General features: G+C 35.9%; 20 protein-coding genes. 19 read left to right on the top strand and 1 reads right to left on the bottom strand.

Annotated features, from left to right (window positions below):
* The first annotated feature begins 51 nt into the window (after nucleotides 1-51).
* The 14 genes from O1A01_RS05640 (at nucleotide 52) to O1A01_RS05705 (ending at nucleotide 16,626) form a co-directional block, all read left to right on the top strand.
* On the top strand, nucleotides 52-1,185 hold the full coding sequence (locus tag O1A01_RS05640; protein ID WP_066419196.1) for a DUF445 domain-containing protein: 1,134 nt from the start codon (nucleotides 52-54) through the stop codon (nucleotides 1,183-1,185).
* A gap of 135 nt (nucleotides 1,186-1,320) precedes the next feature.
* Nucleotides 1,321-1,677 carry a YlbF/YmcA family competence regulator gene (locus O1A01_RS05645; RefSeq protein WP_066419190.1) on the top strand — a complete coding sequence of 119 codons (357 nt, stop codon included), beginning with the start codon at nucleotides 1,321-1,323 and terminating at the stop codon, nucleotides 1,675-1,677.
* A gap of 414 nt (nucleotides 1,678-2,091) precedes the next feature.
* A complete protein-coding gene (locus O1A01_RS05650) occupies nucleotides 2,092-2,952 on the top strand; it encodes a Cof-type HAD-IIB family hydrolase (protein ID WP_066419187.1) in 861 nt (286 codons plus the stop codon).
* A 191-nt stretch (nucleotides 2,953-3,143) separates the two neighbouring features.
* Nucleotides 3,144-4,064 (top strand): ABC transporter ATP-binding protein, encoded by a 921-nt coding sequence (locus O1A01_RS05655; RefSeq protein ID WP_066419185.1) that lies wholly within the window; start codon nucleotides 3,144-3,146, stop codon nucleotides 4,062-4,064.
* Nucleotides 4,039-4,779, top strand: a complete 741-nt coding sequence (locus O1A01_RS05660) for an ABC transporter permease (RefSeq protein ID WP_066419183.1) — start codon at nucleotides 4,039-4,041, stop codon at nucleotides 4,777-4,779. Before O1A01_RS05655 ends, O1A01_RS05660 begins: the two co-directional genes overlap by 26 nt.
* Before the next feature lie 5 nt (nucleotides 4,780-4,784).
* Nucleotides 4,785-5,915, top strand: coding sequence for a sensor histidine kinase (locus O1A01_RS05665; RefSeq protein ID WP_066419174.1), 1,131 nt, complete (start codon nucleotides 4,785-4,787; stop codon nucleotides 5,913-5,915).
* Entirely contained in the window at nucleotides 5,912-6,514 is a 603-nt protein-coding gene (locus O1A01_RS05670) for a response regulator transcription factor (RefSeq protein ID WP_066419172.1), read from the top strand. Before O1A01_RS05665 ends, O1A01_RS05670 begins: the two co-directional genes overlap by 4 nt.
* 192 nt (nucleotides 6,515-6,706) lie before the next feature.
* Nucleotides 6,707-8,206 (top strand): coproporphyrinogen III oxidase, encoded by a 1,500-nt coding sequence (locus O1A01_RS05675; RefSeq protein ID WP_270065769.1) that lies wholly within the window; start codon nucleotides 6,707-6,709, stop codon nucleotides 8,204-8,206.
* Between the two features lie 675 nt (nucleotides 8,207-8,881).
* Nucleotides 8,882-13,237, top strand: a complete 4,356-nt coding sequence (locus O1A01_RS05680) for a S8 family peptidase (protein WP_066419210.1) — start codon at nucleotides 8,882-8,884, stop codon at nucleotides 13,235-13,237.
* A 72-nt stretch (nucleotides 13,238-13,309) separates the two neighbouring features.
* Nucleotides 13,310-13,630 carry a hypothetical protein gene (locus O1A01_RS05685; RefSeq protein WP_066419168.1) on the top strand — a complete coding sequence of 107 codons (321 nt, stop codon included), beginning with the start codon at nucleotides 13,310-13,312 and terminating at the stop codon, nucleotides 13,628-13,630.
* 185 nt (nucleotides 13,631-13,815) lie between these two features.
* On the top strand, nucleotides 13,816-14,421 hold the full coding sequence (locus tag O1A01_RS05690) for a TasA family protein (protein WP_066419165.1): 606 nt from the start codon (nucleotides 13,816-13,818) through the stop codon (nucleotides 14,419-14,421).
* A 151-nt stretch (nucleotides 14,422-14,572) separates the two neighbouring features.
* Complete coding sequence (locus O1A01_RS05695) at nucleotides 14,573-15,031, top strand: hypothetical protein (protein ID WP_066419162.1); 459 nt, start codon at nucleotides 14,573-14,575, stop codon at nucleotides 15,029-15,031.
* A gap of 23 nt (nucleotides 15,032-15,054) precedes the next feature.
* Nucleotides 15,055-15,636, top strand: coding sequence for a signal peptidase I SipW (sipW, locus tag O1A01_RS05700; RefSeq protein WP_066419161.1), 582 nt, complete (start codon nucleotides 15,055-15,057; stop codon nucleotides 15,634-15,636).
* Nucleotides 15,637-15,849: 213 nt separating this feature from the next.
* Nucleotides 15,850-16,626, top strand: coding sequence for an enoyl-CoA hydratase (locus tag O1A01_RS05705; protein WP_066419158.1), 777 nt, complete (start codon nucleotides 15,850-15,852; stop codon nucleotides 16,624-16,626).
* A 55-nt stretch (nucleotides 16,627-16,681) separates the two neighbouring features.
* Here O1A01_RS05705 and O1A01_RS05710 read toward each other — a convergent pair whose 3' ends face one another.
* Nucleotides 16,682-16,867, bottom strand: a complete 186-nt coding sequence (locus O1A01_RS05710) for a YhzD family protein (RefSeq protein WP_066419156.1) — start codon at nucleotides 16,865-16,867, stop codon at nucleotides 16,682-16,684.
* Nucleotides 16,868-17,048: 181 nt separating this feature from the next.
* On the opposite strand from O1A01_RS05710, the gene O1A01_RS05715 reads away from it, so the two are divergent.
* From O1A01_RS05715 to O1A01_RS05735, 5 genes are all read left to right on the top strand, one after another.
* Entirely contained in the window at nucleotides 17,049-18,275 is a 1,227-nt protein-coding gene (locus O1A01_RS05715; protein ID WP_066419154.1) for a metallophosphoesterase family protein, read from the top strand.
* 5 nt (nucleotides 18,276-18,280) lie between these two features.
* Nucleotides 18,281-21,286, top strand: a complete 3,006-nt coding sequence (locus O1A01_RS05720; RefSeq protein WP_066419152.1) for an ATP-binding protein — start codon at nucleotides 18,281-18,283, stop codon at nucleotides 21,284-21,286.
* Nucleotides 21,287-21,933: 647 nt separating this feature from the next.
* Nucleotides 21,934-22,878 carry a 3'-5' exoribonuclease YhaM gene (yhaM, locus tag O1A01_RS05725; RefSeq protein WP_066421530.1) on the top strand — a complete coding sequence of 315 codons (945 nt, stop codon included), beginning with the start codon at nucleotides 21,934-21,936 and terminating at the stop codon, nucleotides 22,876-22,878.
* Nucleotides 22,879-22,951: 73 nt separating this feature from the next.
* A complete protein-coding gene (locus tag O1A01_RS05730) occupies nucleotides 22,952-23,134 on the top strand; it encodes a sporulation YhaL family protein (RefSeq protein ID WP_066421533.1) in 183 nt (60 codons plus the stop codon).
* A gap of 149 nt (nucleotides 23,135-23,283) precedes the next feature.
* Nucleotides 23,284-24,579, top strand: a complete 1,296-nt coding sequence (locus tag O1A01_RS05735; protein ID WP_066421536.1) for a uracil/xanthine transporter — start codon at nucleotides 23,284-23,286, stop codon at nucleotides 24,577-24,579.
* Nucleotides 24,580-24,599: the final 20 nt, after the last annotated feature.

Below are 24,599 nucleotides of genomic sequence, written 5' to 3' on the forward strand. Positions count from 1 at the left end.
ATATCGTATGAAAAGTTAAAGAATAGGTGATTAGAAAGGTTTGATGGATTGATGAATGAAGTATTAATATTAACGATTATGGTAATAATCGGAGCATTTATCGGAGGGATGACGAATTTATTAGCAATCAAAATGTTGTTTAGACCATATAACCCAATTTACATTGGGAAATGGAAGCTTCCTTTTACACCTGGGCTAATACCGAAACGTCGGGATGAACTTGCCGAACAACTTGGTCGCTTAGTTATGGAACATTTGCTGACGGCAGATAGTGTAAAAAGAAGGTTGATGAATAGTGCTTTTCAAGAAGAAATCACCCATTGGGTAATAAAGCAAACTAATGAGCTGTTACAATCAGAACAAACACTACAACAATTGGCGATAACGTTTGGTGTCGATGATTTTAAATCATTAACAAATAGTAAGTTTGAAAAGTGGGTAGAAGAAAAATATGACGAACTGTTGGAAGAGTATGGAGAAAAGGAACTATCTAAAATTTTGCCCCAGCATTTGGCGGAAAAATTAGAAAGCTACATACCTTTAGTAGCTGCTTATATAGTGCAAAAAGGACAAGCTTATTTTGAAAGTGACGAAGGGAAATACCAGTTACAAAAGTTGATCAATGATTTTGTTTCTTCAAAAGGAATGCTAGGTAATATGATGCAAATGTTTTTAGGAAACGTTAACCTAGTAGATAAAGTACAGCCAGAAGTATTAAAGTTTTTAAGAAATGAAGGTACGACAGATACGATTGAAGCACTCCTAGATAAAGAATGGGAAAAGATTAAAGCTTATCGGGTAGAGGAAGTTGAAAATAAACTAACAAAAGAAGCTATATTAGGCACTATTCATTCGTTAGCACATACTATTTTAAATATAGACCGTTGTTTGGACCTATCGATTAAACAGTTAGCGGAACCAATTCGTCCTTGGATTGTAAATGAATTACTGCCTCGAGGGATTCGTTTAGGAACAGAGCGATTACTTAATCAATTGGATGCTATTTTGGAAAAATTGCAGCTAGCCCATGTAGTGCAAGAGCAAGTGGAATCATTTTCACTTAAGCGATTAGAAGAAATTGTGTTGTCCGTTACAAAACGCGAGTTGAAAATGATTACCTATCTTGGAGCACTTCTTGGTGGATCGATTGGTTTTATTCAAGGACTATTCGTGATGCTCTTATAGGTTGGTTTTTATTGTAAGGGAAAGGGTAGTTTGTTATACTTGGTTCTTAAGAATGTGTTAGACATTTGCTTATGAAAGCATTAGTTTCCCTAACACTATCATGTCCATTAGGACAAAAAAGGAAGGAATGATTTTTTGTCTACAAATCTTTATGATGTAGCGTATAATTTAGAAAAGGCTGTTCGTGAAAGCGATGATTTCAAGCAACTACAAGACCTTTATGCAGCTGTATTTGCTGATGAAGGAACAAAACGTATGTTTGAAAACTTCCGTAATATTCAATTAAACCTGCAACAAAAACAAATGTCAGGTCAAGAAATTACGCAAGAAGAGGTAGAACAAGCGCAAAAAACAGTTGCTCTTGTGCAACAAGATCCTAAAATTGCACAACTAATGCAAGCTGAACAGCGTATGAGCATGGTTATACAAGAGTTAAATAAAATTATTATGAAGCCTTTAGAAGAGCTTTATAGTAATGTGGAAAATAGATAATTGTTTAAAAAGCGTGCCTTATGGGGTACGCTTTTTAGTTTGTCTGCATTGAAAATTGAGTGTGGAATATAGTATGTCCGTTTCAGACATGCCTTCCGCTAGTTTTTATGCTGACTTTTCATAGGTTCATGCACCATTTTCCGTTTGCATCACTTTCCTCTCGTGATTGCACCAAATCTAGAGTTTTATGCACCACAGCTAGCTTTACGCTGACTTTCCATAAGTAAATGCTCGCTCTTTCTGCTAGTTTCTGCTTGTAAATTTATAACTGGATTGGAGATATATATCGCTAACGAAAAACATATACATAGCTAAATAAAGACCATTTACTTTTCTATTTTACTGTTCTATTTTTTATCTGTTTTTCATACTCATACAGTAAGTACAAACATCCTAGATTGAGGAGGATTCTCCATGATGTATCGCCTGTTAGCTATAAATATTGACCAAACATTACTTAAATCGAATGGCCGTCTCGTTAAGGAGACGAAAGATGCTATTCAATATGTTAAAGATAAAGGAATTTATGTCACATTAGTTACTGGACGCAATTTTTATTCTGCACAAAAGATTGCGAGAGCGTTGAAGTTAGATTCCTTTCTTGTTACACATGGTGGAGCGTTTATCGCTTCCAAGATGGAACAGCCGTTAGTTGTAAAAAGGATTACAGAAGAGAAAACGTTTAATATTGTTCAAGTGTTAGAAAATTTTGATTGTAGAGTACGAGTTTTGCATGAGCGGTTTTCGATAGGAAATCGATTACGTGGTGGCAATAATTTAATGTCACGCGCGGTCTTTGGAGCTAATGATCCGATTATTTATCCAGTTCAATTTGTAGAGTCTTTAGGGGATACGTTAAGAGATAATCCGATTGCACCACCAAAGATTGAAGTATACCCGAAAGATAAAGACGAAGTGAATACTATTTATGAAACGATTAAAAAAGCATTTCCTTCTTTAGAAGTTCACCAACATAAAAATGGGAAAATTGATATTTTACCAGAAGGCGGAACAAAGTTAGATGGATTGCTAGCTCTTGGAGAGATTTTGAAAATCTCATGGAAAGAAATGGTGTACATTGGGGACGACGAAGATGATATCCCGTTAATTGAAGTAGCTGGCTTAGGGGTAGCGATGGGTAACGCCTCTCCAAAAGTAAAACAAGCGGCAAATTGGATTACCCGCTCGAATGATCAACTAGGTGTAGCTTATATGATAAAAGAACATTTTCGCAAACAACAAAGACTTCAGTTTTTGAAAGACTTAAAAGTATAGGATGGAAAAGGGCTCTTATATAGAGTCCTTTTTTATTTGTGTATTCTAAAAGTTTAATGTTTTTGACATGAGCCCGTAAGCCGGCATTATAAAGTTTAATAATGACAAATGTCATATGTATTCATGACATAACCCACTAAAAGGAAACTCCACCACCTCTGTATAATAAAAGTAGTTTAGGAGGTGGCGTAATGAAGAAAGTAGTTTCTGTAGAAGGGGTAACAAAAGTGTTTAAAGGAAAAAAGGCAGTAGATGATGTCAGCTTTATTATAAATAGTGGGGAGTCAGTTGCCATACTTGGGCCAAATGGAGCTGGAAAATCAACGACGATATTAATGATGTTAGGTTTACTGCAACCAACAACTGGTAACGTGCAATTGTTTAATGATACCCCAAGTAATCGTAAAGTAAGGGAGAAAATTGGCGCAATGCTTCAAGAAGTAAGTATCATTGATGCGTTAAAGGTGAAGGAAGTAATACAGCTATTTCGAAGTTATTATCCACATCCACTATCGTTTGAAGAGTTAGTTAGTTTAACAGGGTTAAAAGAAGGAGATTTAAAAAAGCGGGCGGATAAATTGTCTGGAGGTCAAAAGAGGAGATTATCTTTTGCATTAGCATTAGCAGGAAATCCTGATTTGTTGTTTTTAGATGAACCGACAGTAGGGATGGATATACATTCACGATCTTCTTTTTGGAAAACTATTCAAGCTCTAAAAGAAAAAGGGAAAACGATTATTTTTTGTACCCATTACTTACAAGAAGCTGACGATATGGCAGATCGCATTATTTTATTTCATAAAGGAAATATTATCGCGGACGGCTCGACGGTAGATATAAAAAGAAAAGTTTCAAAACAAACAGTGTCTTTCTTAGGAAATCATCATTATGTTGCTGCCTTGAAAAGTCAACCTTTTGTTTCAAACGTACACATACAAGATGAAAGAATAGTAGTGACAACGGACAACACCGATCAAATCCTTTCTTATTTGTTTGATAAAAAACTTAACGTAAAAGATATTCGAGTAGAACAAGGTCGACTAGATGATGTGTTTGAACAATTAACGTTAACGGAGGTGGATGTTGTTGAAACCATTAATGGCGCAATGTAAAGCGGAAATCATTCGAATTTTACGAAACCCATATTACGTTTTCTGGTCGTTATTTATGCCTATCGTGTTTTACTTTATTTTCACAAATGTTTTTAATACAGGAATTGAAAATAAAGAAGAATGGCATGCTCATTATTTAATGTCGATGACTACATTTAGTGTGATGGGCTCCGCAATTTTGACATTAGGCATACGTATAGTAGAAGAGCGAGCAAAAGGATGGTCTATGTTTCTAAAAGTGACGCCTCTATCTGATAACAGTTATTTTATTGCCAAAATGGTTAGCCAGTCTATCATTCATGTATTCTCTATTATAGTTATTTTTTTAGCGGGAGGTCTAATTAACGGGGTATCGTTATCGATAGGTGAATGGCTTTATGCAGGTGTTTGGATATTAGGCGCTTCCATCCCTTTTCTTGCTCTAGGAGTATTAGTAGGAACGATGAAGAAAGTAGATACGGCTGCAGGAGTTAGCAATTTAATGTATATGTTATTAGCCATTTCTGGTGGCATGTGGATGCCAATCGATTTGATGCCTAGTATTATCCAATCTATCGCAAAATGGTTACCATCTTTTAACTTTGGAAACGGTGCGTGGGAAATTATTCGTGGTGGGCATCCGAGTGTGATGAATATTCTGATTTTAACTGCCTACGTCCTTTTATTTATGGTATTATCAACCTATATTAGGAAAAAACAAGAAGTGGCGGTGTAGAATTCATGGCGAAAGGTAGAAGAGTAATAGAAATTTTCCCGAAAAAATATGGTTTCTTTCCATATGTGTTTCTAATCTATTTATGTTTACCAGCTTTTTACGTATACCAAGAAGAAGGTTGGAAAGCCATTACAGGGTGGATTGCTCTTCTATTATTTTTACTTACTTACCGACAGCTTTACGTAACACAAAAATACTTTCATGTATGGCTAGCATTACAAATGTTAATTATTCTTTATTTATCTATCTTTTTTGATATTTACAATATATTTTTAGGTTTCTTTACAGCTAATTTTATCGGGTGGTACACGAAAAAGAATTCATTTTTCACCGCACTTGCTGCGTTCATTATTACTCTAGTTATTCCGCTCGTTATTTATATTTTTAACAATGACACTTTTTATCATTTAGTGTTTTTTGTACCTTTTTTAATCATCATGCTCATGTCTCCTATCGGTGTGCGTTCTATGAACAGCCGAATGGAGTTGGAGCGACAGCTAGATGAAGCTAATCAACAAATTAAAGAGCTAGTAAAAAGAGAGGAACGAATGAGAATTGCCCGTGATCTCCATGATACGTTAGGACATACGCTTTCTCTATTAACATTAAAAAGCCAGCTTATTAGTAAACTAGCGTTAAAAGACGGAGAAAAAGCAAGTATTCAAGCGAAGGAGATGGAGCGAATTTCTCGATCAGCTCTCTCCCAAGTGAGGGAGCTAGTTTCAGAAATGCGTACCGTTACGATTGCAGAAGAACTGTTGGAAGCACAAACGCTATTAGAGACGGCAAACATTCAATTAACGATAATTGGCGAGACATCGGTGAAGGAAGTCCCTCATTTAACACAAAATATTTTAAGTTTATGTATCCGAGAAGCGATGACGAATATCGTTAAGCATAGTAAGGCAACGAACTGTTCTATAAATATAGTGAAAAATGCGGGAGAAGTGAATATCACGATTGAGGATAATGGGGTAGGAATGAAAGAACAGCAAACGGGAGGAAATGGCTTAAAAGGTATTGAAGAGCGGTTAGAATTAATTGATGGCTGTTTATCCTTCTCATCGAATAAGGGTGTTAAGTTAAACATCACTGTTCCAATTATTTTAAAAGAACGGGAGGATAATGCTTCATGATTCGATTACTTATCGCAGAAGATCAGCGCATGTTACGAGGGGCACTAGGCTCGTTATTAGATTTAGAAGATGATTTGGAAGTAATAGCACAAGTAAGTAACGGGGAAGAGGCGTTACAAACTATCCTTTCTGAAGACCCGGATGTTTGTTTACTAGACATCGAGATGCCTAAAAAAACAGGCTTGGAAGTAGCAGAATCGTTGCAAAAATTAAACGCTCCTTCCAAAGTAATTATATTAACGACATTTGCGAGACCAGGATACTTTAAAAGAGCCGTTCAAGCAGGTGTTCACGGTTACCTACTAAAGGACGGTTCTAGTGATGAGTTAGCGGAGTCCATTCGGAACGTGATGAAAGGAAAAAGAGAATTTGCGCCAGAATTAGTTTTTGGTAGTTTACATGATCAAGAGGCGTTAACAGAGCGGGAATGTGAAGTTTTGAGGTTAGCGGCAGAGGGGATGACGACGAAAGAAATCTCTAAGCACCTATTTTTATCACCAGGAACAGTGAGAAATTACGTTTCAGAAATCATTAGTAAACTACAAGTGAAAAATAGAATGGAAGCGATAAAACTAGCAAAAGAAAGAGGATGGATATAAGTGGTTCTATTTTATCATTTAATTAAATAGGAATATCCTAAATATAGTATATAGTAAAGTAATTACTTCAAGCATAACAGATTATGCTGTTATTTGTAGGACAAACAGACAATTTTTTATCTATTGATAAGCCATTCATCTTTTTGTACACTTAAGAAAGTTTGTATTGCTATAAAGTGAGTGTGATAAATAATGAATATAAATATTAAAGGAGTCGATGATCAAAGATTACATCGACCACTAACATTAATAGCCGATTTATTTTTTGAAGAAAGCACATTAACCTTTCAAGTGGATGATAGCCCGGAAGCACTACAGGTTAATATGTCTATAACTATTGAAAACAATAAGTGCACTGTCACAGGTACCCTTAAAAAAGATACAAAAATAATGGATTGTACGAAAGAAAAAAACTTAGAAGGTTTTGAAACAGAAAAAGAACAGTTAAAGCAAGTAAAAAATACCGTTCTTCATGTGTTCCTTTCTCTTTTACAAGACTACACTCGTATTGTTCAAAAGTGGGGTATTTTAACAGGTGTACGTCCCGTTAAGCTACTTCATACGAAACTACAAAACGGCGAAAGTAAGGAAGAAGTACATCGTCAACTAAAAGAGGAATATTTAATTACCGATGAAAAGATTGAACTAATGCAAGAAATTGTAGACCGTCAACTTTCTGTCGTTCCAGACCTGTACGATTTAGGAAAGGAAGTAAGTATTTATATCGGTATTCCTTTTTGTCCGACGAAATGTGCGTATTGTACATTCCCAGCATACGCAATTAACGGAAAGCAAGGAAAAGTGGACTCGTTTCTAGGAGGATTACACCACGAAATAGAAGTAGTCGGCAAATGGTTAAAAGACAATGATATTAAAATAACAACTGTTTATTACGGTGGTGGTACTCCAACGAGTATTACAGCGGAAGAAATGGATATGTTATATGAACAAATGTATCAATCTTTTCCTCATATGGAACGAGTACGGGAAGTAACAGTAGAAGCGGGACGCCCTGATACAATAACACCTGAAAAGCTAGAAGTATTGAAGAAATGGAATATTGACCGTATTAGTATTAATCCACAATCGTATATACAAGAAACGTTAAAAGCGATTGGCCGTCATCATACTGTTGAGGAAACTGTAGAGAAATTCCACTTAGCACGTTCGATGGACATGAACAACATCAATATGGACCTTATTATTGGCTTGCCAGGAGAAGGGACAAAAGAATTTGACTATACATTAAGTGAAACAGAGAAGTTAATGCCAGAGTCATTAACAGTTCACACTTTATCGTTTAAACGTGCGTCTGAAATGACAAAGAATAAGCAAAAATATAAAGTTGCCGACCGTGATGAAATTAGTAAAATGATGGACATGGCTACGAAATGGACGAAGGACCATGGTTACGTTCCTTATTACTTGTACCGTCAAAAAAATATTTTAGGTAATCTTGAAAATGTTGGATATGCACTACCAGGACAAGATAGTATTTACAATATTATGATTATGGAAGAACGTCAGTCCATTATCGGTTTAGGTTGTGGGGCATCGAGTAAGTTTGTAAACCCGGTAACAGGGAAGATTACTCGATTTGCGAACCCGAAAGATCCAAAATCATATAATGATGGGTATTTGCATTATACGGAAGAAAAAATAAAAATTTTAGAAGACCTTTTTAACATGTAAGAAGCTCTCCTTTTGGAGGGCTTTTATTAGTTTCAATAATAATGTGCTACAAAAAATCTAGTTCAACAAAATTAGATAAAATCTAACATTTTTTATAGACCTTCCATAATGTCGTTCTTAATAAGATACGAAAAATAATTTATGGTAAAAAACACCTGTATTTTATTGGATATGAGCAGAAAGAATTATAAATGACATGTACGTTAAACCTTTATTTATAGGCAAAAATAACTATTTTTTAAAAATTTAGATTATTTCGACTTATTGCGACAACATTTTTTAAATGTTCTCTATAGAGTATAGTTTGTACCTGTATCCTACATAAGCGTCTTACAAATTGTTAGTTAGGACATTTGGAGTAGTTACGACTCAGGTTGGATTATGGGAATTTAATTGAAAGGGGGAAAGGCTCGAATGTTTCCATAGGCACTATTCTAAAATATGTTGTTAAACTCCGTTGCATCTCCAAGAAGTATCGCTAATAAAAAGAGAAAACCGCGATACAACGATAACTTCCTACTCACCACTGATCTTATATAATTCTAGTAAAATTGGAAAAGTTCATAACAGCTGTATAGCAGCATATTTTATGAGTACTGCCTTATTAAAAAATAAGGGAGGAATACTTAATTGAGGAGTTTTAAACGTAAGTTTACAAAATTAGCTGCCGTACTTATGTGCGCACTATTACTCGTTCCAAGTTTTAATTTTAACACGGCTTCAGCAGAGTCAAAAGGTACATCCGTTTCTTTTGCAGATAGTAAAGGTGCAGCTGAAGCTAAAGTAAGTAAAAGTTTAGTAGAAAAATATAAAAAAGATGAAATGGTATCATTTCTTGTTCGCTTTAAGGAGCAAGTTGATACTGTAAGTGTAGCAGCAAAAGCAGAGGAAAAAGCTGCAAAGCAAAATTTAACACCTGGCAAAACATCATTAGCAAAACGTTCTACAATTGTTTCTGAGTTACAAGCAACAGCTAAAGTTACACAAGCAGATGTTTTAGATTTCTTATCAAAACAAGAAGCTTCTGGAAAAGCTAAAGACGTACAATCTTTCTATATCGTAAACGGTATCGCTGTAACAGCAACTAAAGACGTTATGGAAAAAATCGCAAGCTTCCCAGAAGTTGAAGCAATTACACATAACGCTGAGGTTCAATTATATCCAAATGCTGAACCAACTTCTTCTGTAGAAGATGCAGCTCCTACTTCTGGAAATGTTGAATGGAACATTGAACAAGTAGGTGCACCTGCAACTTGGGATATGGGAATCGACGGTAGCGGTGTTGTCGTAGCTGTTATGGATACAGGTGTTCAATGGGATCACCCTGCATTAATCCAACAATACAACGGCTATGATTTTAACAATCCGAATAATCCTTCTCATACTTACAACTGGTTCGACGCAGTAAATGGTCGTGCAGTACCTTATGACGATCATGGACATGGTACGCACGTTACTGGAACTGTCCTAGGTGTGGAAATGGATGGAACAAATGCAATTGGTGTAGCTCCTGGAGCTAAGTGGATTGGGGTTAAAATTTTAAGTGGTTCAGGTAGTGGCTCTACAGCTGGCATTCTTGCTGGTGCACAATACTTATTAGCACCAACAGATGAAAATGGTGTGCCTAACCCAGATATGGCTCCTGACGTTGTAAACAACTCATGGGGTGGAGGACCTGGAATGGATGAGTGGTTCCGTCCGATGGTGCAAGCTTGGAGATCTGCTGATATCTACCCTGTATTTGCAGCTGGTAACACTACGTTAACTAACCCAGGTGGCCCTGGTTCTGTTGCTGTACCGGCAAACTATCCAGAGTCTTATGCGGTTGGTGCAACTGATATTAACATGAACTTAGGTAGTTTCTCATTACAAGGACCATCTCCATATGGAGAAATGAAGCCAGAAGTATCTGCTCCTGGTGTAAATATCCGTTCTGCTACTCCTGGAAGTAGTTATCAAGGTGGATGGAATGGGACGTCTATGGCGGCTCCGCACGTAGCTGGTGCAGTTGCTCTATTAAAACAAGTAAATGCATCTTTATCTATTGATGACATTGCTGAAATTTTAGAAACGACAGCAACACCAAGAACAAACTCTCAATATCCAGAAGCACCTAACAATGGTTTTGGACATGGGATCATTAACGTATTTGATGCAGTTTCATCTGTCATCTCCGGTTTAGGTACTGTAAAAGGTAACGTTACGGTAGATGGGGATGATGATCAAGCGCCTGTTATTGGGCATGATGGTCATGGTGAAACATATGCTGGTCTTCCAGTAGCAATTGAGGCATCTGTAGAAGACAATATTAGTGTAACAAGTGTAGTAGTGGAATACTCAAAAGGTGATTCTTTTGAAACTGTTTCTGCTAGACGTGTTAGCGGAGACTTCAAAAATGGAGTTTATGAAGCTACTATTCCTGGCGAAGATGTGGTGGAAGGCGAACTCGTATATCGTATTAAAGCAACAGACTTCGGTGGAAACGAAACAGTTAGTGACGACTATTCCATCACTGTAAATCCTGCACCATCAGTAGGATATTATCAAGACTTTGAAGAATCTTTTGCTGGGTGGGTAACATACGGAGATAACAACACTTGGGAATGGGGAGTACCGACTAGCGGACCAGGCTCAGCATATTCTGGTGAAAAAGCTGTAGCTACAAATCTTGCTGGACAGTATGTAAATAATACTTATTCCATTCTTGAATCACCACCGATTGCAGTACCTGAAAGCGGAGAAGCATTTTTACAATTCAAGCATTGGTATAACATCGAAAACAACTGGGATTTCGGAGATGTTTGGATCTCAGCTGATGGTGGAGCTACTTGGGATAATGTAGCAACATATACGAATGTATCAAACGGTTGGGTAGATGCTCAATTTGATTTAAGTGGATATGCTGGTAATACTATTATCGTTTCATTTGACTTAGATACAGATGGAAGTGTAGTACGTGACGGTTGGTACATTGATGATTTCCGTATTTCTGACACTGCTTTATCTAGTTTAGAAACTGGTAAAGAAGTAACGCCGAAAAAAGAACGAGGAGAAGTTACGAAAAAAGGTGTTAGAGAACGTAGTGGAGAAAGACCAGACGTTTCTAAGTTCAAAGATGTTTCTATTAATGTCGAGTCTAATTCTATTGGACCGGTAGCATTACCATTAGCTGCAAAAGTTTCCATTTTAGAAACTGGTCGTTCCGTTAATACAAATCCAGCTAATGGAAGTTATTCTATGACTCATGCAACTGGTGATTATACGATGGTTGCAGAAGCATATGGACATGAATCACAAACGCAAACGGTCACAATTGAAGATGGTGTTGAAGCTAATGTTAACTTCAACCTTGAAGAGTTAGCGAAAGGAACTGTAGCTGGAACTGTTACGAACGAAGCAACAGGTTTACCAGTTGAAGGTGCAACAATCTACTTAATGGAAGATGCTGCAGTTGCTCCAGCAACAACAGATGCAAACGGCGCATATTCATTAACAGGATATGAAGGTGAATACACTCTTAAAGTTGTAGCACCAAGCTATTACAGTCATGAGTTCACTGTAACATTAGAAGGTAATGTTGAATTAAACGTTGAATTAAAGCCATTCATCGGTTTCCCTGGTGAAATCGGCTATGATGACGGTACTGCTGAAAACGCTAGAGCGTTCTACGATGCTGGTAACGGTTGGGCAGTTAAAATGTCGTTAGAAGAAGGTCATAACAAAGCACTAGTAACTGGCGGTATCTTCCGCTTCTGGGATACTGAATGGCCAGTTCCAGGCGGTACAGCATTCCAAGTTGCAATTCATGATGCAAACGGAGCAGATGGTGCACCTGGTACTAGACTTGCAGGACCAATCGATGCAACTGCATTACGTGATGGGACTTGGACGCATGTAGATTTAAGTGAAGAAGGAATCGTTGTAGAGGGAGACTTCTACATGGTTTACATTCAATCGCATCCGAATCCGAACACACCAGGTTTAGCAACAGATGAAGATGGACCGAATGCAGGTCGTAGTTGGCAAATGGTTGGTGGGGCTTGGTCACCGGCACCAACGGCAGAAGGTAACTACATGATTCGTGCCGCAGTTAATTATGAGGTTACAGCACCAACTATTTCTTCACCTGTAGATGGAACATTCACTAATGAATCATCTGTAACGGTTGAAGGTACTTCTGCTCCATCTACAACTGTACATGTGTATAACAATGGTGAAGAAGTAGGAACAGCATCTACTTCATCTCAAGGAACATACTCTGTTGAAGTTTCCTTAAGTGAAGGAGAAAATAGCTTAACTGCTAAAGCTTCTACTGAAAATGGTATGACGGATGCTTCTGAAGCAGTAGTCGTTGTACTAGATCAAGTAGCACCAGAAGTTGAGATTACTAGTCCAGTAGATGGATTAAAAACAAATAGAGAAACAGTTACGGTTGAAGGAACAGTAGAAGATGAGAACATTGATAGCGTTACTGTTAATGGTCAAAGTGCTACTGTATCTAACGGAACATTCTCTAAACGTATTTTATTAGACGAAGGTGCTAACGAAATCGAAGTAGTAGCAACAGACAAAGCTGGAAACACAAGCTCTGACTCTATGACTGTTTATGCTAAGTTTAGCGATATTACGATTTCAAACGTTGAGCCTTCTGAAGATGTAACATTACGTGCAGGCGAATCTGTAACAATCTCCTTCTCAAGTGAAGAAGATTTAGATGCAAGCTTTGTATTACGTATGCCATTAACAAATCTTTCTGGCTTAAATAATGCAACAGAGCTTCCATTAACAGAAGTTGCCCCAGGTCAATATGAAGTAACATGGACTGCTCCTTCTACTATTATGGCTGAAGGTGTGGAAATTGAAGTAATTGCTAGAGATGATTATGGTAACGAATCTCGTGAAATTGCTGCAGGTAAACTTCATATTAATGGTTGGCAGCCTGGAGACAAGGATAGACCAGTAAGACCTTTACCAGGTAGACCAGACTTACCAGATTTACCGGTTAGAGGAGATATTGCACCAACGAAATAATTAAAGTAAGGAGGGAGGGTGTGAGATTCCTCTTACATCCTTCCTTTCTATTACTAATAGGAAAGTAGGTTAGTGACATTGAAATTAAGTGCCAAATCATTACTCATAGCAAGTATGTGTGTACTTATATTAGTTCCTAGCTATCTACTTGTAAATAACTCTTCTGAAGCAAAAGATCCATCAAAACAAGAAGCTAATACAACAAGCATAGAAACCGCAAAAGAAAAGAATTCTCTTAAATTAGAAGATGTAAATTTAGAAGGTACAAGCAAGCAAAATAGTGTTGCTCCTTCGAAGGAGAAGTCACTTAAAGAGAGGCCTTCAACTCCAAAAGTCGGTAGACCTGAATTAAAAGATGTTCCTGGCTACAAGGACGAGGCTAAAAGAAAATAAAGTACTCCAATAATACTTTTAATAGGGAATGGATAAATTATTAAAAATTGTAAAATAGTACTTTATATTTTCGGGTAGAACAAGTATACTATAATTAACATTCTTTATAAAGAACGCATTTTGCTGTAAAAAAGAACAAACGAAAGTAAGTATGATACAAAGGGAAAAAGAGGAGGAAACTTTAAATGAAACTTAAAAAGAAATTAAGTATGGGACTAGCTCCTGCAGCTCTTGGATTATCTTTATTAATTGGGGGTACATATGCGTACTTTACGGATACTGCTGATGCTAACGGTACTTTTGCAGCAGGTACTTTTGATTTAGCGGTGAACCCAGAAACAATTATTGAAGTAGATAATATGAAGCCAGGCGACTGGATGAATCGCGTTTTCTATCTTGAAAACAATGGATCACTAGATATTGCAGAAGTTATATTGGAATCATCTTATGAAGTAATCGATGCGAATGGCGATAATACAGAAGACTTCGGAAAACATATTCGAGTTAACTTCCTTGAGAATGTTGACAAAACAGGTAGAGAATACTACAACGATATTATCTTCTCTACAACTCTATATGACTTAAAAGATATGGCTCCAGATGCAGTAGAAAAGAAAATTGATGAGTACTTTGGAGAAGGTAGCGGCTTACCAGCTGGTACAGATGACTTAATGTGGGTACAATTTGAGTTCGTTGACAATAATGAGGATCAATCACAATTCCAAGGTGATTCCTTAATCATTAATTGGAAATTTGTTGCGAAACAAGGTGAAGGTGAACATATAGATTAATAGGACATATTTTATCATTAGAAAGATGGGGACAACCCCATCTTTCTAAAAATTGTTTGCTTAATGATTTGAGCAAAATGTAGATGCTATTTCATTTATATTTGCTGAGATCGTTAATGAGTAATGCATTAAAACTTGGGGGTGTTCTTTTATGTATGGGCAAAAAGGGAAAGTGAAAGAAAGAAAAAATAAATTCCGGGGATTTTTTTTACATAATATTACACTTATATATTTATTTACTCTAACTGTTTCGTACTTTGCGTCAACAACTGATGCGTATTATATCGACACCTATAAAGTGACAGGTACTTTACAGGCTGGCTATTGGATAGAAGAGGATACGAGTGAAATAGAAGAAATAGAAGAAACAGAGGAAATAGAAGAAACAGAAGGAATAGAAGAGAAATCTGACAATGAAAAGGAAGCAGCAGAAGAGGAAGAAATCCCGACAGAAAGTAATAAGGAAGAAGTTAGTGACGAACAACCACCGTTAAGTGATTCAGAAGAAGAGGAGACAGTAGAAGGTGATATAGAAGAGAAAGAAGAAGAGATAGAAAAGGAAGTAATAGATTTTGAAGAAGATGACGAAATGGTAGACGAAGATGAGTAGTTTAATAAAAGAAGGTGAAGAGAATGTCTTTTAAGTCCATTATATCTGGGGTAATTAATGTTGTGACGATAGGATTATATATTGGATTAGCACTCATCATATTTTTTGTGCTTTCATCAAAAGCTTCTGGAGGAGAGCCTCAAATATTTGGCTATCAACTAAAAACGGTTCTCTCTGGATCTATGGAGCCTACATTTATGACAGGATCCATTATAGCTGTGAAGCCAGGGGGAGATATGACTAGATTTAAAGAAAATGATATTGTCACATACAGGGAAAATAGGGCAACATTAGTTACGCATAGAATTGTAGAAGTAATAGAAAAGAACGGTAACATTATGTATCGAACTAGAGGAGACAATAATGATGGGGTGGATCAAACGTTACTCCTACCAGAAAATATAGTAGCGCAATATAGCGGTTTCACTATTCCTTACTTAGGCTACGCTATTGAATTTACGAAATCTAAAAATGGTGTTCTATTCTTGTTTTTTATCCCGGGATTAATACTAATTATTCAGTCTATTATTAATGTAAGAAATATACTCGTGGAATCGAAAAGTAGTGATCAACACGTAGCTAATAATGTGGAAGAATCTACGTGAAAAAAGGGGGCTGTCCTAATAGTCAGTAGAAACTGACTATTAGGACTTTTCTGTTCATTAACCTTGTAAGGATTATGAAATGTTCATTAGTTGTTAGCACAAATATTCATTATTAGTAGTTGGACTTTGTATTATTTACACATTTGTTTTAATAACCATGGTATAATTTGAATGAATAATCATTCATTTTTAACGAGAAAGGATGTGCTACATATGAAGGAATGGAAAAATGTTCAGTATGAAGATAATGGAAAAATAACAAAAATTACTTTAAACCGTCCAGATAAGCTAAACTCCTTAAATGATGAATTGTTATATGAATTGGAGAAAGCCTTACAAGAGGCTGCTAAAAGCCCATCCTCTATATTAATTTTAACTGGTAAAGGGAAAGCGTTTTGTGCGGGTGGAGATATTAAAATGATGTTAGAGGAAGATGAGGCATTGTATGAGTCTGTCATTACGACTATAAATAATATTGTTTCCACCCTTTATTCATTAAAAAAAGTTACAGTTTGTACGATTAATGGGGCTGCGGCGGGATTAGGACTAAGTATCGCCCTAGCTTGTGATAAAGTGGTGGCAGTACCAACGGCTATACTTGCGATGAATTTTATTGGAATAGGACTAATACCAGATGGAGGAGGACATTTCTTCTTAAAGAACAGAATAGGGGAAGCAAATGCTAAAAGAATAATATGGGAAGGTAAAAAGCTTCATGCGAAAGAAGCGAAGGAGCTTGGCTTAATTGATAGTATTGTAGAAAGTGAGATAGATGACTTTATTTTAGCGGAAATAAAACGTCTACAGTTAGCTCCTTTACAGGCGATGATTGAAACGAAGACAATCCTTCAAAGAACAGAATATCCAATTCTAGAACAAATGCTGTTGTTAGAAAAAGAGGGACAACGAAAGATGCGTCACACGAAAGATCACCAAGAAGGAATAAAGGCGTTTTTTGAAAAAAGAGTACCTCACTTTAAAGGGTGTTAGTAAAAGAAAACCATCGCTAACTCAATTAGCGATGGTTTTTATAATGGTTGGAATATTATCGATGAAATAATAGTAACTTTCCTTTTGAATTTGTACAACGGTGAGTTGTTTGTAGGAAATTTAATTCTTCTAGTCTCTTTTCTCCCAATTGTTTTGCTTCTTTTTCACTTGCAGCCTCAAAAGTCTCATCTAACAATTTTTCCCCATTATTATGAAAAACAGTTAAAGTAAATTTCTCCATCATATGGCCCCCCTTACACAATAATGAATGGATGTTCATTTTCTATTACTGTATCACGAAATTGGAAAAATGAAAACAATTTAGTAGGAATGATGTTATCCAATAGAAAAAACTTTCATACGAACGTGCATTCGTGTTTTAAGCATGGTAAAATAGAAGAAACTTTAAATGGTGAGGTAAAATGATGCATTCAATTAAATTTTTACATTGTGCGGATTTGCATATAGACAGTCCTTTTTATGGCTTACATACATTACCAAATAACATATTAAAAAAAGTGCGAGCGAGTACTTTTGAATCGTTAAGGAAAGTAGTACAAACTGCCTTGGACGAGGAAGTAGACTTTGTCTTAATAGCAGGAGATTTATTCGATGGCGAAAATCGAAGTATTTACGCGCAAGCTAAATTAAGAGAACAGTTTTTACAGTTGCAGGAAGCAAATATTCATGTGTACGTTATCCATGGAAATCATGATCATCTAGAAGGTAATACTTCTACTAGTTTTCAATATCCTAATAACGTTCATATTTTCCCAGCAGAAGTTACTTCCTTTCCATTTTATAAACACAATCAACACGTTGCGAACATTTATGGATTTAGTTATCCTACACGCCATCATTATGAAAATAGAGTCGATGAATACGTGAAAGAAGAAGATGTTCCATTTCATATTGGGATGATTCACGGAAACTTAGCTGGCCGTGAAGAGCATGATCCATATGCTCCCTTTACCGTCCAACAGCTTCTATCTAAACAATTTAACTACTGGGCATTAGGCCATATACATAAAAGAGAAATACTTTATTCTAATCCGTATATCGTGTATCCAGGTAATATTCAAGGCAGGCATAAAAAAGAAGAAGGTACAAAAGGCTGTTATGTTGTGACGATGAGTGAGGAAAAAACGGAGCTTCAATTTTTTAAAACTGAAACAGTCCTCTGGGATACTACGTTTATAAATATAGAAAACATGAAATCAATTGATAGAATAGTTGATGCCATACAAGATGAAAAAAGGAAAAAGCGTGCAAAACATGAAGGTGTGTTATTGCAAGTTATTTTGCAAGGACAAGGGGAGCTTCATTCCGAGCTTGTGCAGCAGGACAATCAAAATGATCTGCTAGTACTACTAAACGAACAAGAAGAGGAAGATGTCCATTTTGTCTACACGTATGACCTGAAAGTGCAAACACAACCACTTATAAACAAAGATCAGTTAAAAGAAACCCCATTTTTTATAGACTTTTTTAAACTCGTGGAAGAGACAAGCGATATTGACTTTAGCGCATTATATTCTCATAGCGAGGCTAGAAAATATTTAACTTCATTGACACTTGAAGAGAAACAAGAAATGAAAACAGAAGCAGAACAATGGATTATTACAAAAATACTAGAGGAAAAGAGGTGATACGAATGATAATAAAAGAAATTCATATTTACGGTTTTGGTAAACTACAGGACATTCAAATAGATGGATTATCTAATAAAATTCAACTATTTTTGGGTGAAAATGAAGCTGGGAAGTCAACGATTATGGCTTTTATACAGGCTATCCTTTTTGGATTTCCATTGAAAAATCAAACAGAGTTACGCTATGAACCGAAGCGAGGAATGCAATACGGTGGTAGTTTACTATTGGATACATCGGAATTTGGTGAGGTGAAAATAGAAAGAGTTGCTGGTAAGGCAGCGGGAGAAGTAACTGTTTTCTATAATGACGGTAGTACTTCCACCGATATTCAACCTATCCTAAAAGGAATGGAAAAATCGCTATATAAAGGAGTATTTTCCTTTAATATTATGGATATTCAAAACATCGCCTTAACAGATGTGGACCAATTAGGAAGCTATCTATTCTCCTCTGGATTTATCGGTTCGGATCACATACATAAAATAATGCAAACGTTAGAAAAAGATAGTGAGGCATTGTTCAAACGAAATGGTAGAAAACCGATTATTAACGAACAATTAGTAGTATTAAAAGAGTTAAATCATGATGTAAAACAGTGGAAAATGAAATTAACAGATTATGATAATTTGCAAAGAGAAGTAAAAGAAATACAGAAACAAATTAAGAATGTACAATTGGAATTAAAAGCATTGCAAGCTGAACAGAGTAAAGTGGAAACGATGGTAGCTATCACACCGATGCTCCTTGAGAAAAATAAACTAAAAACAATTATTTCCTCCTTACCACCATATAAGCCATTCCCTGCTGATGGTAGGGTGCGTCTAGAACAGTTAAATATACAATTAGCCTCATTGCATACAAAAAAAGATAAATTAAATAAAAGGTTAGAAGAAATAGAAGGGAATATTCGAACGCTAAAGATTGACGATAAGGTTAAAACGCATAAAAGAGAAATAGAAACATTTCTTGCTGGTAAAGGGGAATATGAACAAGCTAAAAATGAATATGAAAAAGTACAGATTTCTTTAGAAGAACTAACACAAACAATTAGCCGCCTTAAAATGGATTTGAACTGGGAGGAAAGGAAACATACAGAAATAATTTCATGGGATGCAAGCCTTCCTAATAAAGCCTTTATGAGGGATTTAGTCCAAAAGCAGTTAAGAATGGAGGAACAAAAAACAAGGCTAGATGAACAATTTATAAAAGTAAAAGAAGATGTGGAACAATCCGAACAAACTATTAAAGAATTAAAAGGTAAAATGCTGACCGAAGAGGAAAGAAATCGGTATAAAGAAAGAATAATGAATAGTCAAAACAGTAAGCTGGAGCAAGAAATAGAACTACATGAAAAAATGATTGGAAATATTGATACACAAATAAAGATGCAAAAAAATAGAAATGAAGAAAATAAGAAAAAACAAACGGCAATGAAATATTCAGTCATAAGTTTGTTAATGTTGCTAGCTGTTTGGACTTTCATACAACAACAATATGTTGTTACCGGAATTAGTCTTTTGGTTGCAGTCTTTTTATTCTTTTGGCAGTTTAAAGGTGATTCTGCTTCGGTTTTGTTGGAAGAAAGAGAGAAGCTACGAGAAAGTGTCGTAAGCTTAAAAGCACAAGTAGACGAAGTTAAATTTAATCGTGAAGAAGTTACTCATATGGAAAAGAAGCTATTAGAGGATGAACACATTCTTCAAATATTAATGAAAGAGAAATTGCAATTCCAACAAAATGAAAAAAATTATGATCGTATCATTGAGCAGTATGAACAATGGGAGGAGCAACAATACGTTGTTCAACAGGAATGGCAAATTTGGCTCGAAAAGTGCTATTTTAAATCCTTTCCTGTCGTGTATATGGAAGAAGCGTTCGATAAAGCATCTTTACTAAAATCAACTGTAGAAAAGTTTGAACAATTACGAGAAAGAAAAAAAGCGCTAGAGGTCGAACTGTATAGGTGGAACGATAATAGAAAGGCACTTGAAAAAAGTTTAAACGTTAAAGTTGAAACGGATTCCGATATCTTTTATCTTTTGGCAACGAAACAAAAAGAATTGGAAGAAAATATAGTAAAGGAAACACAACTGTTAGAAAGTAAGATGGAGCTAGAGAACGAATGGGAGCTTCTAGAAATGGAACAGCGTTCGTTGCTTGAAAAAAAACAGCAACTGTATACATTCGCAGAGGTGAACGATGAAGAGGCTTTTCGTATAAAAGAAAAAAATTATCAACTAGGAACCGACTACGAGAAAAAACTTCTAGACTTACAAGGGCAGCTTCACCAATATTTTGTAAACTATCATTTTAATGAAGAAGATTGGTATAAAGAATCAGATTGGGTCGAGCGTAAAAAAGAAATTTCGCAATTGCTAGAACAGCTAAGAACTAACGAAAGAGAGTTATATAAAAAACAATCTCAACTAGAAGAAAGTATAAAAGTGTTAGAAAATGGTTCGACGTATTCTGAAGTGTTACAACAATATGAGATTGCGAAAGCCAAACTTACTAATCAAGCTAAAAGATGGGCCTTCATTCAAACAGCACATCAACTTTTAGAAAAAACATTGCTTTATTATCGGGATGTAAAGCTTCCCAATGTATTAAACGTCGCTACTCGTTATTTTAACATGCTTACTGATGGAAACTATGTAAATATATTAGATCCGAAAGAGGAGCAAACATTAATGGTAGAACATAAAGATGGGGTAAGATACTATCCTAAGGAGCTAAGCCAAGCAACGATTGAACAATTATATTTATCTCTTCGATTTGCTGTTGCATCCATTTGGAGCAAAGAACACGCATTTCCATTTATTTTAGATGACACGTTCGTGAACTTTGACATAGCACGAACAAAACAAGCGATAAACCTGTTAAAGGAAATCTCAAATGAAGGACATCAAATTTTATTTTTCACTTGCCACGAAAATATAAAAGAGCTAATGGCTACCGATAAAGAAGATAATGTTTTTTCCTTTAACAACCTTAGTCCAATTTGCTGAAAATACATGCAAATGATATGCTATGGAAGAAATAAAACGCACGAAAACGTATACAAAAGCGCTTGGAAATAGGCGAAGGTTGCAGTTTTTATAAAGGTAAGAATCGGAGTGCAAGGGACCATCAAACCACGATTCAATTTTCATGGTAGATGCAAGTGAAATTTTGCACCATGGCGCATGAAAATGGGTGGTTCGACTTTGAAAAGCTACAATTTTTTACCTTTCTAGATTTATAACCGTGAGTGGAACGTAGCGGAAGACACTTGACTCCAGCGGGAGGTAGAGGGAAGGTCGAGACCCCACAGGCGAAGCCGAGGAGGCTCGACTCCGCGAAAAGCGTAGACGGCTCGCTCAGGTCCAATCAAACTGGACTTTTTCCGCAGGAGATAAAGGAAACACAGCGAACGAAAGTGAGCTGATGTTGACTTATCGTACGGAGGAAAAGGGAAGTTTGAGCCGGACCTAGCCGTCGAAGCTAGACATCTCCCCGCGGAAAGCAAGTGTCTGTAGCGAAGTGTAACGGACTAACTTATAACGTATTCCTACAATCAATGTTGTCTATAATGGAATGCTAAATTTCCAAACATGCCTATTTTTAAGGTAGATATAATAAGAACCAAATATCCCAAAGGAGAGGAGCATCCTTTATGAAAAAAGGTGTTTTACATTTTGAAGTTGGAGAACAAATCGATTTATACCTATTAGTAAAATCAGCCACAAAAGGAATTGCAAGCAACGGAAAACCATTTTTAACTTTAATCCTACAAGATAAATCAGGCGATATCGAGGCAAAACTTTGGGATGTATCACAAGGGGATGAAGAACGCTATATAGCCCAAAGCATAGTAAGAGTGCTCGGAGATATCCATCATTATCGTGGAAAAAACCAATTAAAAATTAGAAAAATTCGTGAAAAAGAAGCACATGACCCTGTAACAATAAGTGATCTATTAGAAACAGCTCCCCTCTCAGAAGAAACGATGATGGATAAAATTACAGAAGCAATTTTTGAAATGAATAACCCTAATATTCAACGTATAACACGTCACTTAATGAAAAAATATCAAGAACCATTTTTAACATATCCAGCAGCGACAAAAAATCATCATGAGTTTGTTTCCGGTTTAGCTTACCATGTCGTCTCCATGCTTGAACTAGCGAAATCAATCGCTACACTTTATCCGTCGTTAGATAAAGACTTATTATATGCTGGCGTAATTTTACATGACTTAGGGAAAGTAATGGAGCTATCTGGTCCAATTTCTACTACATATACGATAAAAGGTAATTTAATAGGTCATATTTCTATTATGGTAAATGAAATCGAAAAAGCAGCAGAAGAATTAGGAATTGATGGAGAGGAGCTAATAGTACTTCAACATTTAGTCCTGTCCCATCACGGAAAATTAGAATGGGGAAGTCCGAAACAACCAATTATTAAAGAAGCAGAAATTCTTCATTATATTGATAATATTGATGCGAAAATGAATATGCTAGACCGTGCTTTAGCGCGAACAAAGCCAGGAGAGTATACAGAACGAATTTTCGCAATGGACAATCGCTCCTTCTATAAACCTACTTTTCATAAATAGATAGTAATAGTTTTGAATTTCTTTCATATACATGCTAGTAAGTATAGCTTGGCTAACGAAAGGGAGGAAAAAGATGAGTTGGTTTATTTTTTTACTGATTGTAGGAATTTGTTTTAGCGGTTATATGACAGTACGTACTGCAAAGGATGAAAGAGAAAAAGAAGATGTGATTATTGAGCAAGAGGGCAAATTATACATGGAGCGTCTAGAGAAAGAGAAAGAAAAACGGACTCATGTATATTCAAATGGAAGTTAAATGACGTGAAAGCAAGCTAAGGATAAAACCTTAGCTTTTTTCTATGGCAAATAAAATTTTTTATTGTTGTTTTCAGTAAGTTTGTTACAATGAGTAAAAAGAGAATATTATCAAATGTTCACTCGTATTAAGAAAGAGAAGTGTATGTAATGCATAGAATTTTTAACTCATTGACCATTTTTTCATCGGTACAATGGCTTTTTTTTATTTTTGCTAATACGGTAGTTGTACCAATTTCACTTGGCTCGATTTTCCAACTTCCTACCGAAACAATTGCTATGATGCTACGTAGTTCACTTATTTTAACTGGTGTAGCATGTATTCTACAAGGGTGGATTGGTCATAGGTATCCCCTGATGGAAGGTCATTCTGGTTTGCTTTGGGGTGTTATGCTTAACTTAGGTATCTCTGCCTCAGCACTAGGTATGAGCTTCGAACAAATTGGTGGAGGGATCGCGACAGGAATATTGTTAGCAGGTGTTGTTACGGTTTTTATTGCGGTGTTCAATTTAATTGAATATGTTCAAAAAATATTTTCACCTATGGTTACTTCTGTATATTTATTTTTATTAACGTTTCAGCTCATCTTTATTTTTTTCCAAGGGATGCTTAAAGTATCCGATGATGGGTCTTTAAATGTACCAGTGAGCTTACTTTCTGTTAGTATCGTTATTTTAGTAAGTTTATTAAAAATAAAAGGAAATGCAGTTATCGGTAATTTTTCGATTTTAATTGGTATTGTAGTTGGATGGGTACTATATGTCTTATTGTTTCCTCAATTTATTGAACAGCCTGTATCAACAGGTTTTGCTATTTCGCTGTTTCCGCTCGGACAGCCTAATTTGCAGTATGGGATTGTGGCAGTAGCATTTTTTGCTGGAGTACTAAATTTAAGTAATACAATCGCATCAATTAGAGCAGCCGCTAGTTTATTTAAGGAAGAAGCAGATAATAGTCAATATCGGAAATCGTTTTTTCTAACGGGCTTATTTGCATTCGTGTCACCTGTTTTTGGTCTTGTGCCATATACACCGTTTACATCTTCCATTGGTTTTTTACAAAGTACGAGAATTTTTCATAAAGATCCGTTCTTTATTGGTGGAGGAATGTTAGTGCTAATTGGTTTAATTCCACCGTTCGGTGACTTTTTATCAACGATGCCAGTAACAATTGGGAACGCAGTTTTATTTGTTGCTTATTTACAATTATTCGGAACTGCTTACAATAGTTTAAATGGGACTGTACTTAATTCTTTTACTGTTTTTCGAGTAGCTGGACCTGTACTATTAGGTGTATGTTTACTAAACATATCTCCAGAAATATTAAGTAGTGTACCTATTCTTTTACAACCTTTTTTATCAAATGGTTTAATTATGGGAGTTGTATTATCCATTTTAATGGAATCATGTATTAACTGGGAGAAAATAGGGCAACGAGAAGTATGAAGAAGAGGTTGTCCTAATGG

Origin of the sequence: Sutcliffiella sp. NC1 (assembly GCF_027594365.1) — a bacterium.
Lineage (GTDB): Bacteria > Bacillota > Bacilli > Bacillales > Bacillaceae_I > Sutcliffiella > Sutcliffiella cohnii.

Excerpts from the sequence above, each read along its gene's own strand:
- O1A01_RS05710 (WP_066419156.1), bottom strand. The coding sequence starts at position 16,867 with ATGGAGAAATTTACTTTAACTGTTTTTCATAATAATGGGGAAAAATTG.
- O1A01_RS05675 (WP_270065769.1), top strand. The coding sequence starts at position 6,707 with ATGAATATAAATATTAAAGGAGTCGATGATCAAAGATTACATCGACCA.
- O1A01_RS05640 (WP_066419196.1), top strand. The coding sequence starts at position 52 with ATGAATGAAGTATTAATATTAACGATTATGGTAATAATCGGAGCATTT.
- O1A01_RS05720 (WP_066419152.1), top strand. The coding sequence starts at position 18,281 with ATGATAATAAAAGAAATTCATATTTACGGTTTTGGTAAACTACAGGAC.
- O1A01_RS05730 (WP_066421533.1), top strand. The coding sequence starts at position 22,952 with ATGAGTTGGTTTATTTTTTTACTGATTGTAGGAATTTGTTTTAGCGGT.
- O1A01_RS05690 (WP_066419165.1), top strand. The coding sequence starts at position 13,816 with ATGAAACTTAAAAAGAAATTAAGTATGGGACTAGCTCCTGCAGCTCTT.
- O1A01_RS05655 (WP_066419185.1), top strand. The coding sequence starts at position 3,144 with ATGAAGAAAGTAGTTTCTGTAGAAGGGGTAACAAAAGTGTTTAAAGGA.
- yhaM (WP_066421530.1), top strand. The coding sequence starts at position 21,934 with ATGAAAAAAGGTGTTTTACATTTTGAAGTTGGAGAACAAATCGATTTA.
- O1A01_RS05665 (WP_066419174.1), top strand. The coding sequence starts at position 4,785 with ATGGCGAAAGGTAGAAGAGTAATAGAAATTTTCCCGAAAAAATATGGT.
- sipW (WP_066419161.1), top strand. The coding sequence starts at position 15,055 with ATGTCTTTTAAGTCCATTATATCTGGGGTAATTAATGTTGTGACGATA.
- O1A01_RS05670 (WP_066419172.1), top strand. The coding sequence starts at position 5,912 with ATGATTCGATTACTTATCGCAGAAGATCAGCGCATGTTACGAGGGGCA.
- O1A01_RS05695 (WP_066419162.1), top strand. The coding sequence starts at position 14,573 with ATGTATGGGCAAAAAGGGAAAGTGAAAGAAAGAAAAAATAAATTCCGG.
- O1A01_RS05705 (WP_066419158.1), top strand. The coding sequence starts at position 15,850 with ATGAAGGAATGGAAAAATGTTCAGTATGAAGATAATGGAAAAATAACA.
- O1A01_RS05680 (WP_066419210.1), top strand. The coding sequence starts at position 8,882 with ATGTGCGCACTATTACTCGTTCCAAGTTTTAATTTTAACACGGCTTCA.
- O1A01_RS05735 (WP_066421536.1), top strand. The coding sequence starts at position 23,284 with ATGCATAGAATTTTTAACTCATTGACCATTTTTTCATCGGTACAATGG.
- O1A01_RS05715 (WP_066419154.1), top strand. The coding sequence starts at position 17,049 with ATGATGCATTCAATTAAATTTTTACATTGTGCGGATTTGCATATAGAC.
- O1A01_RS05650 (WP_066419187.1), top strand. The coding sequence starts at position 2,092 with ATGATGTATCGCCTGTTAGCTATAAATATTGACCAAACATTACTTAAA.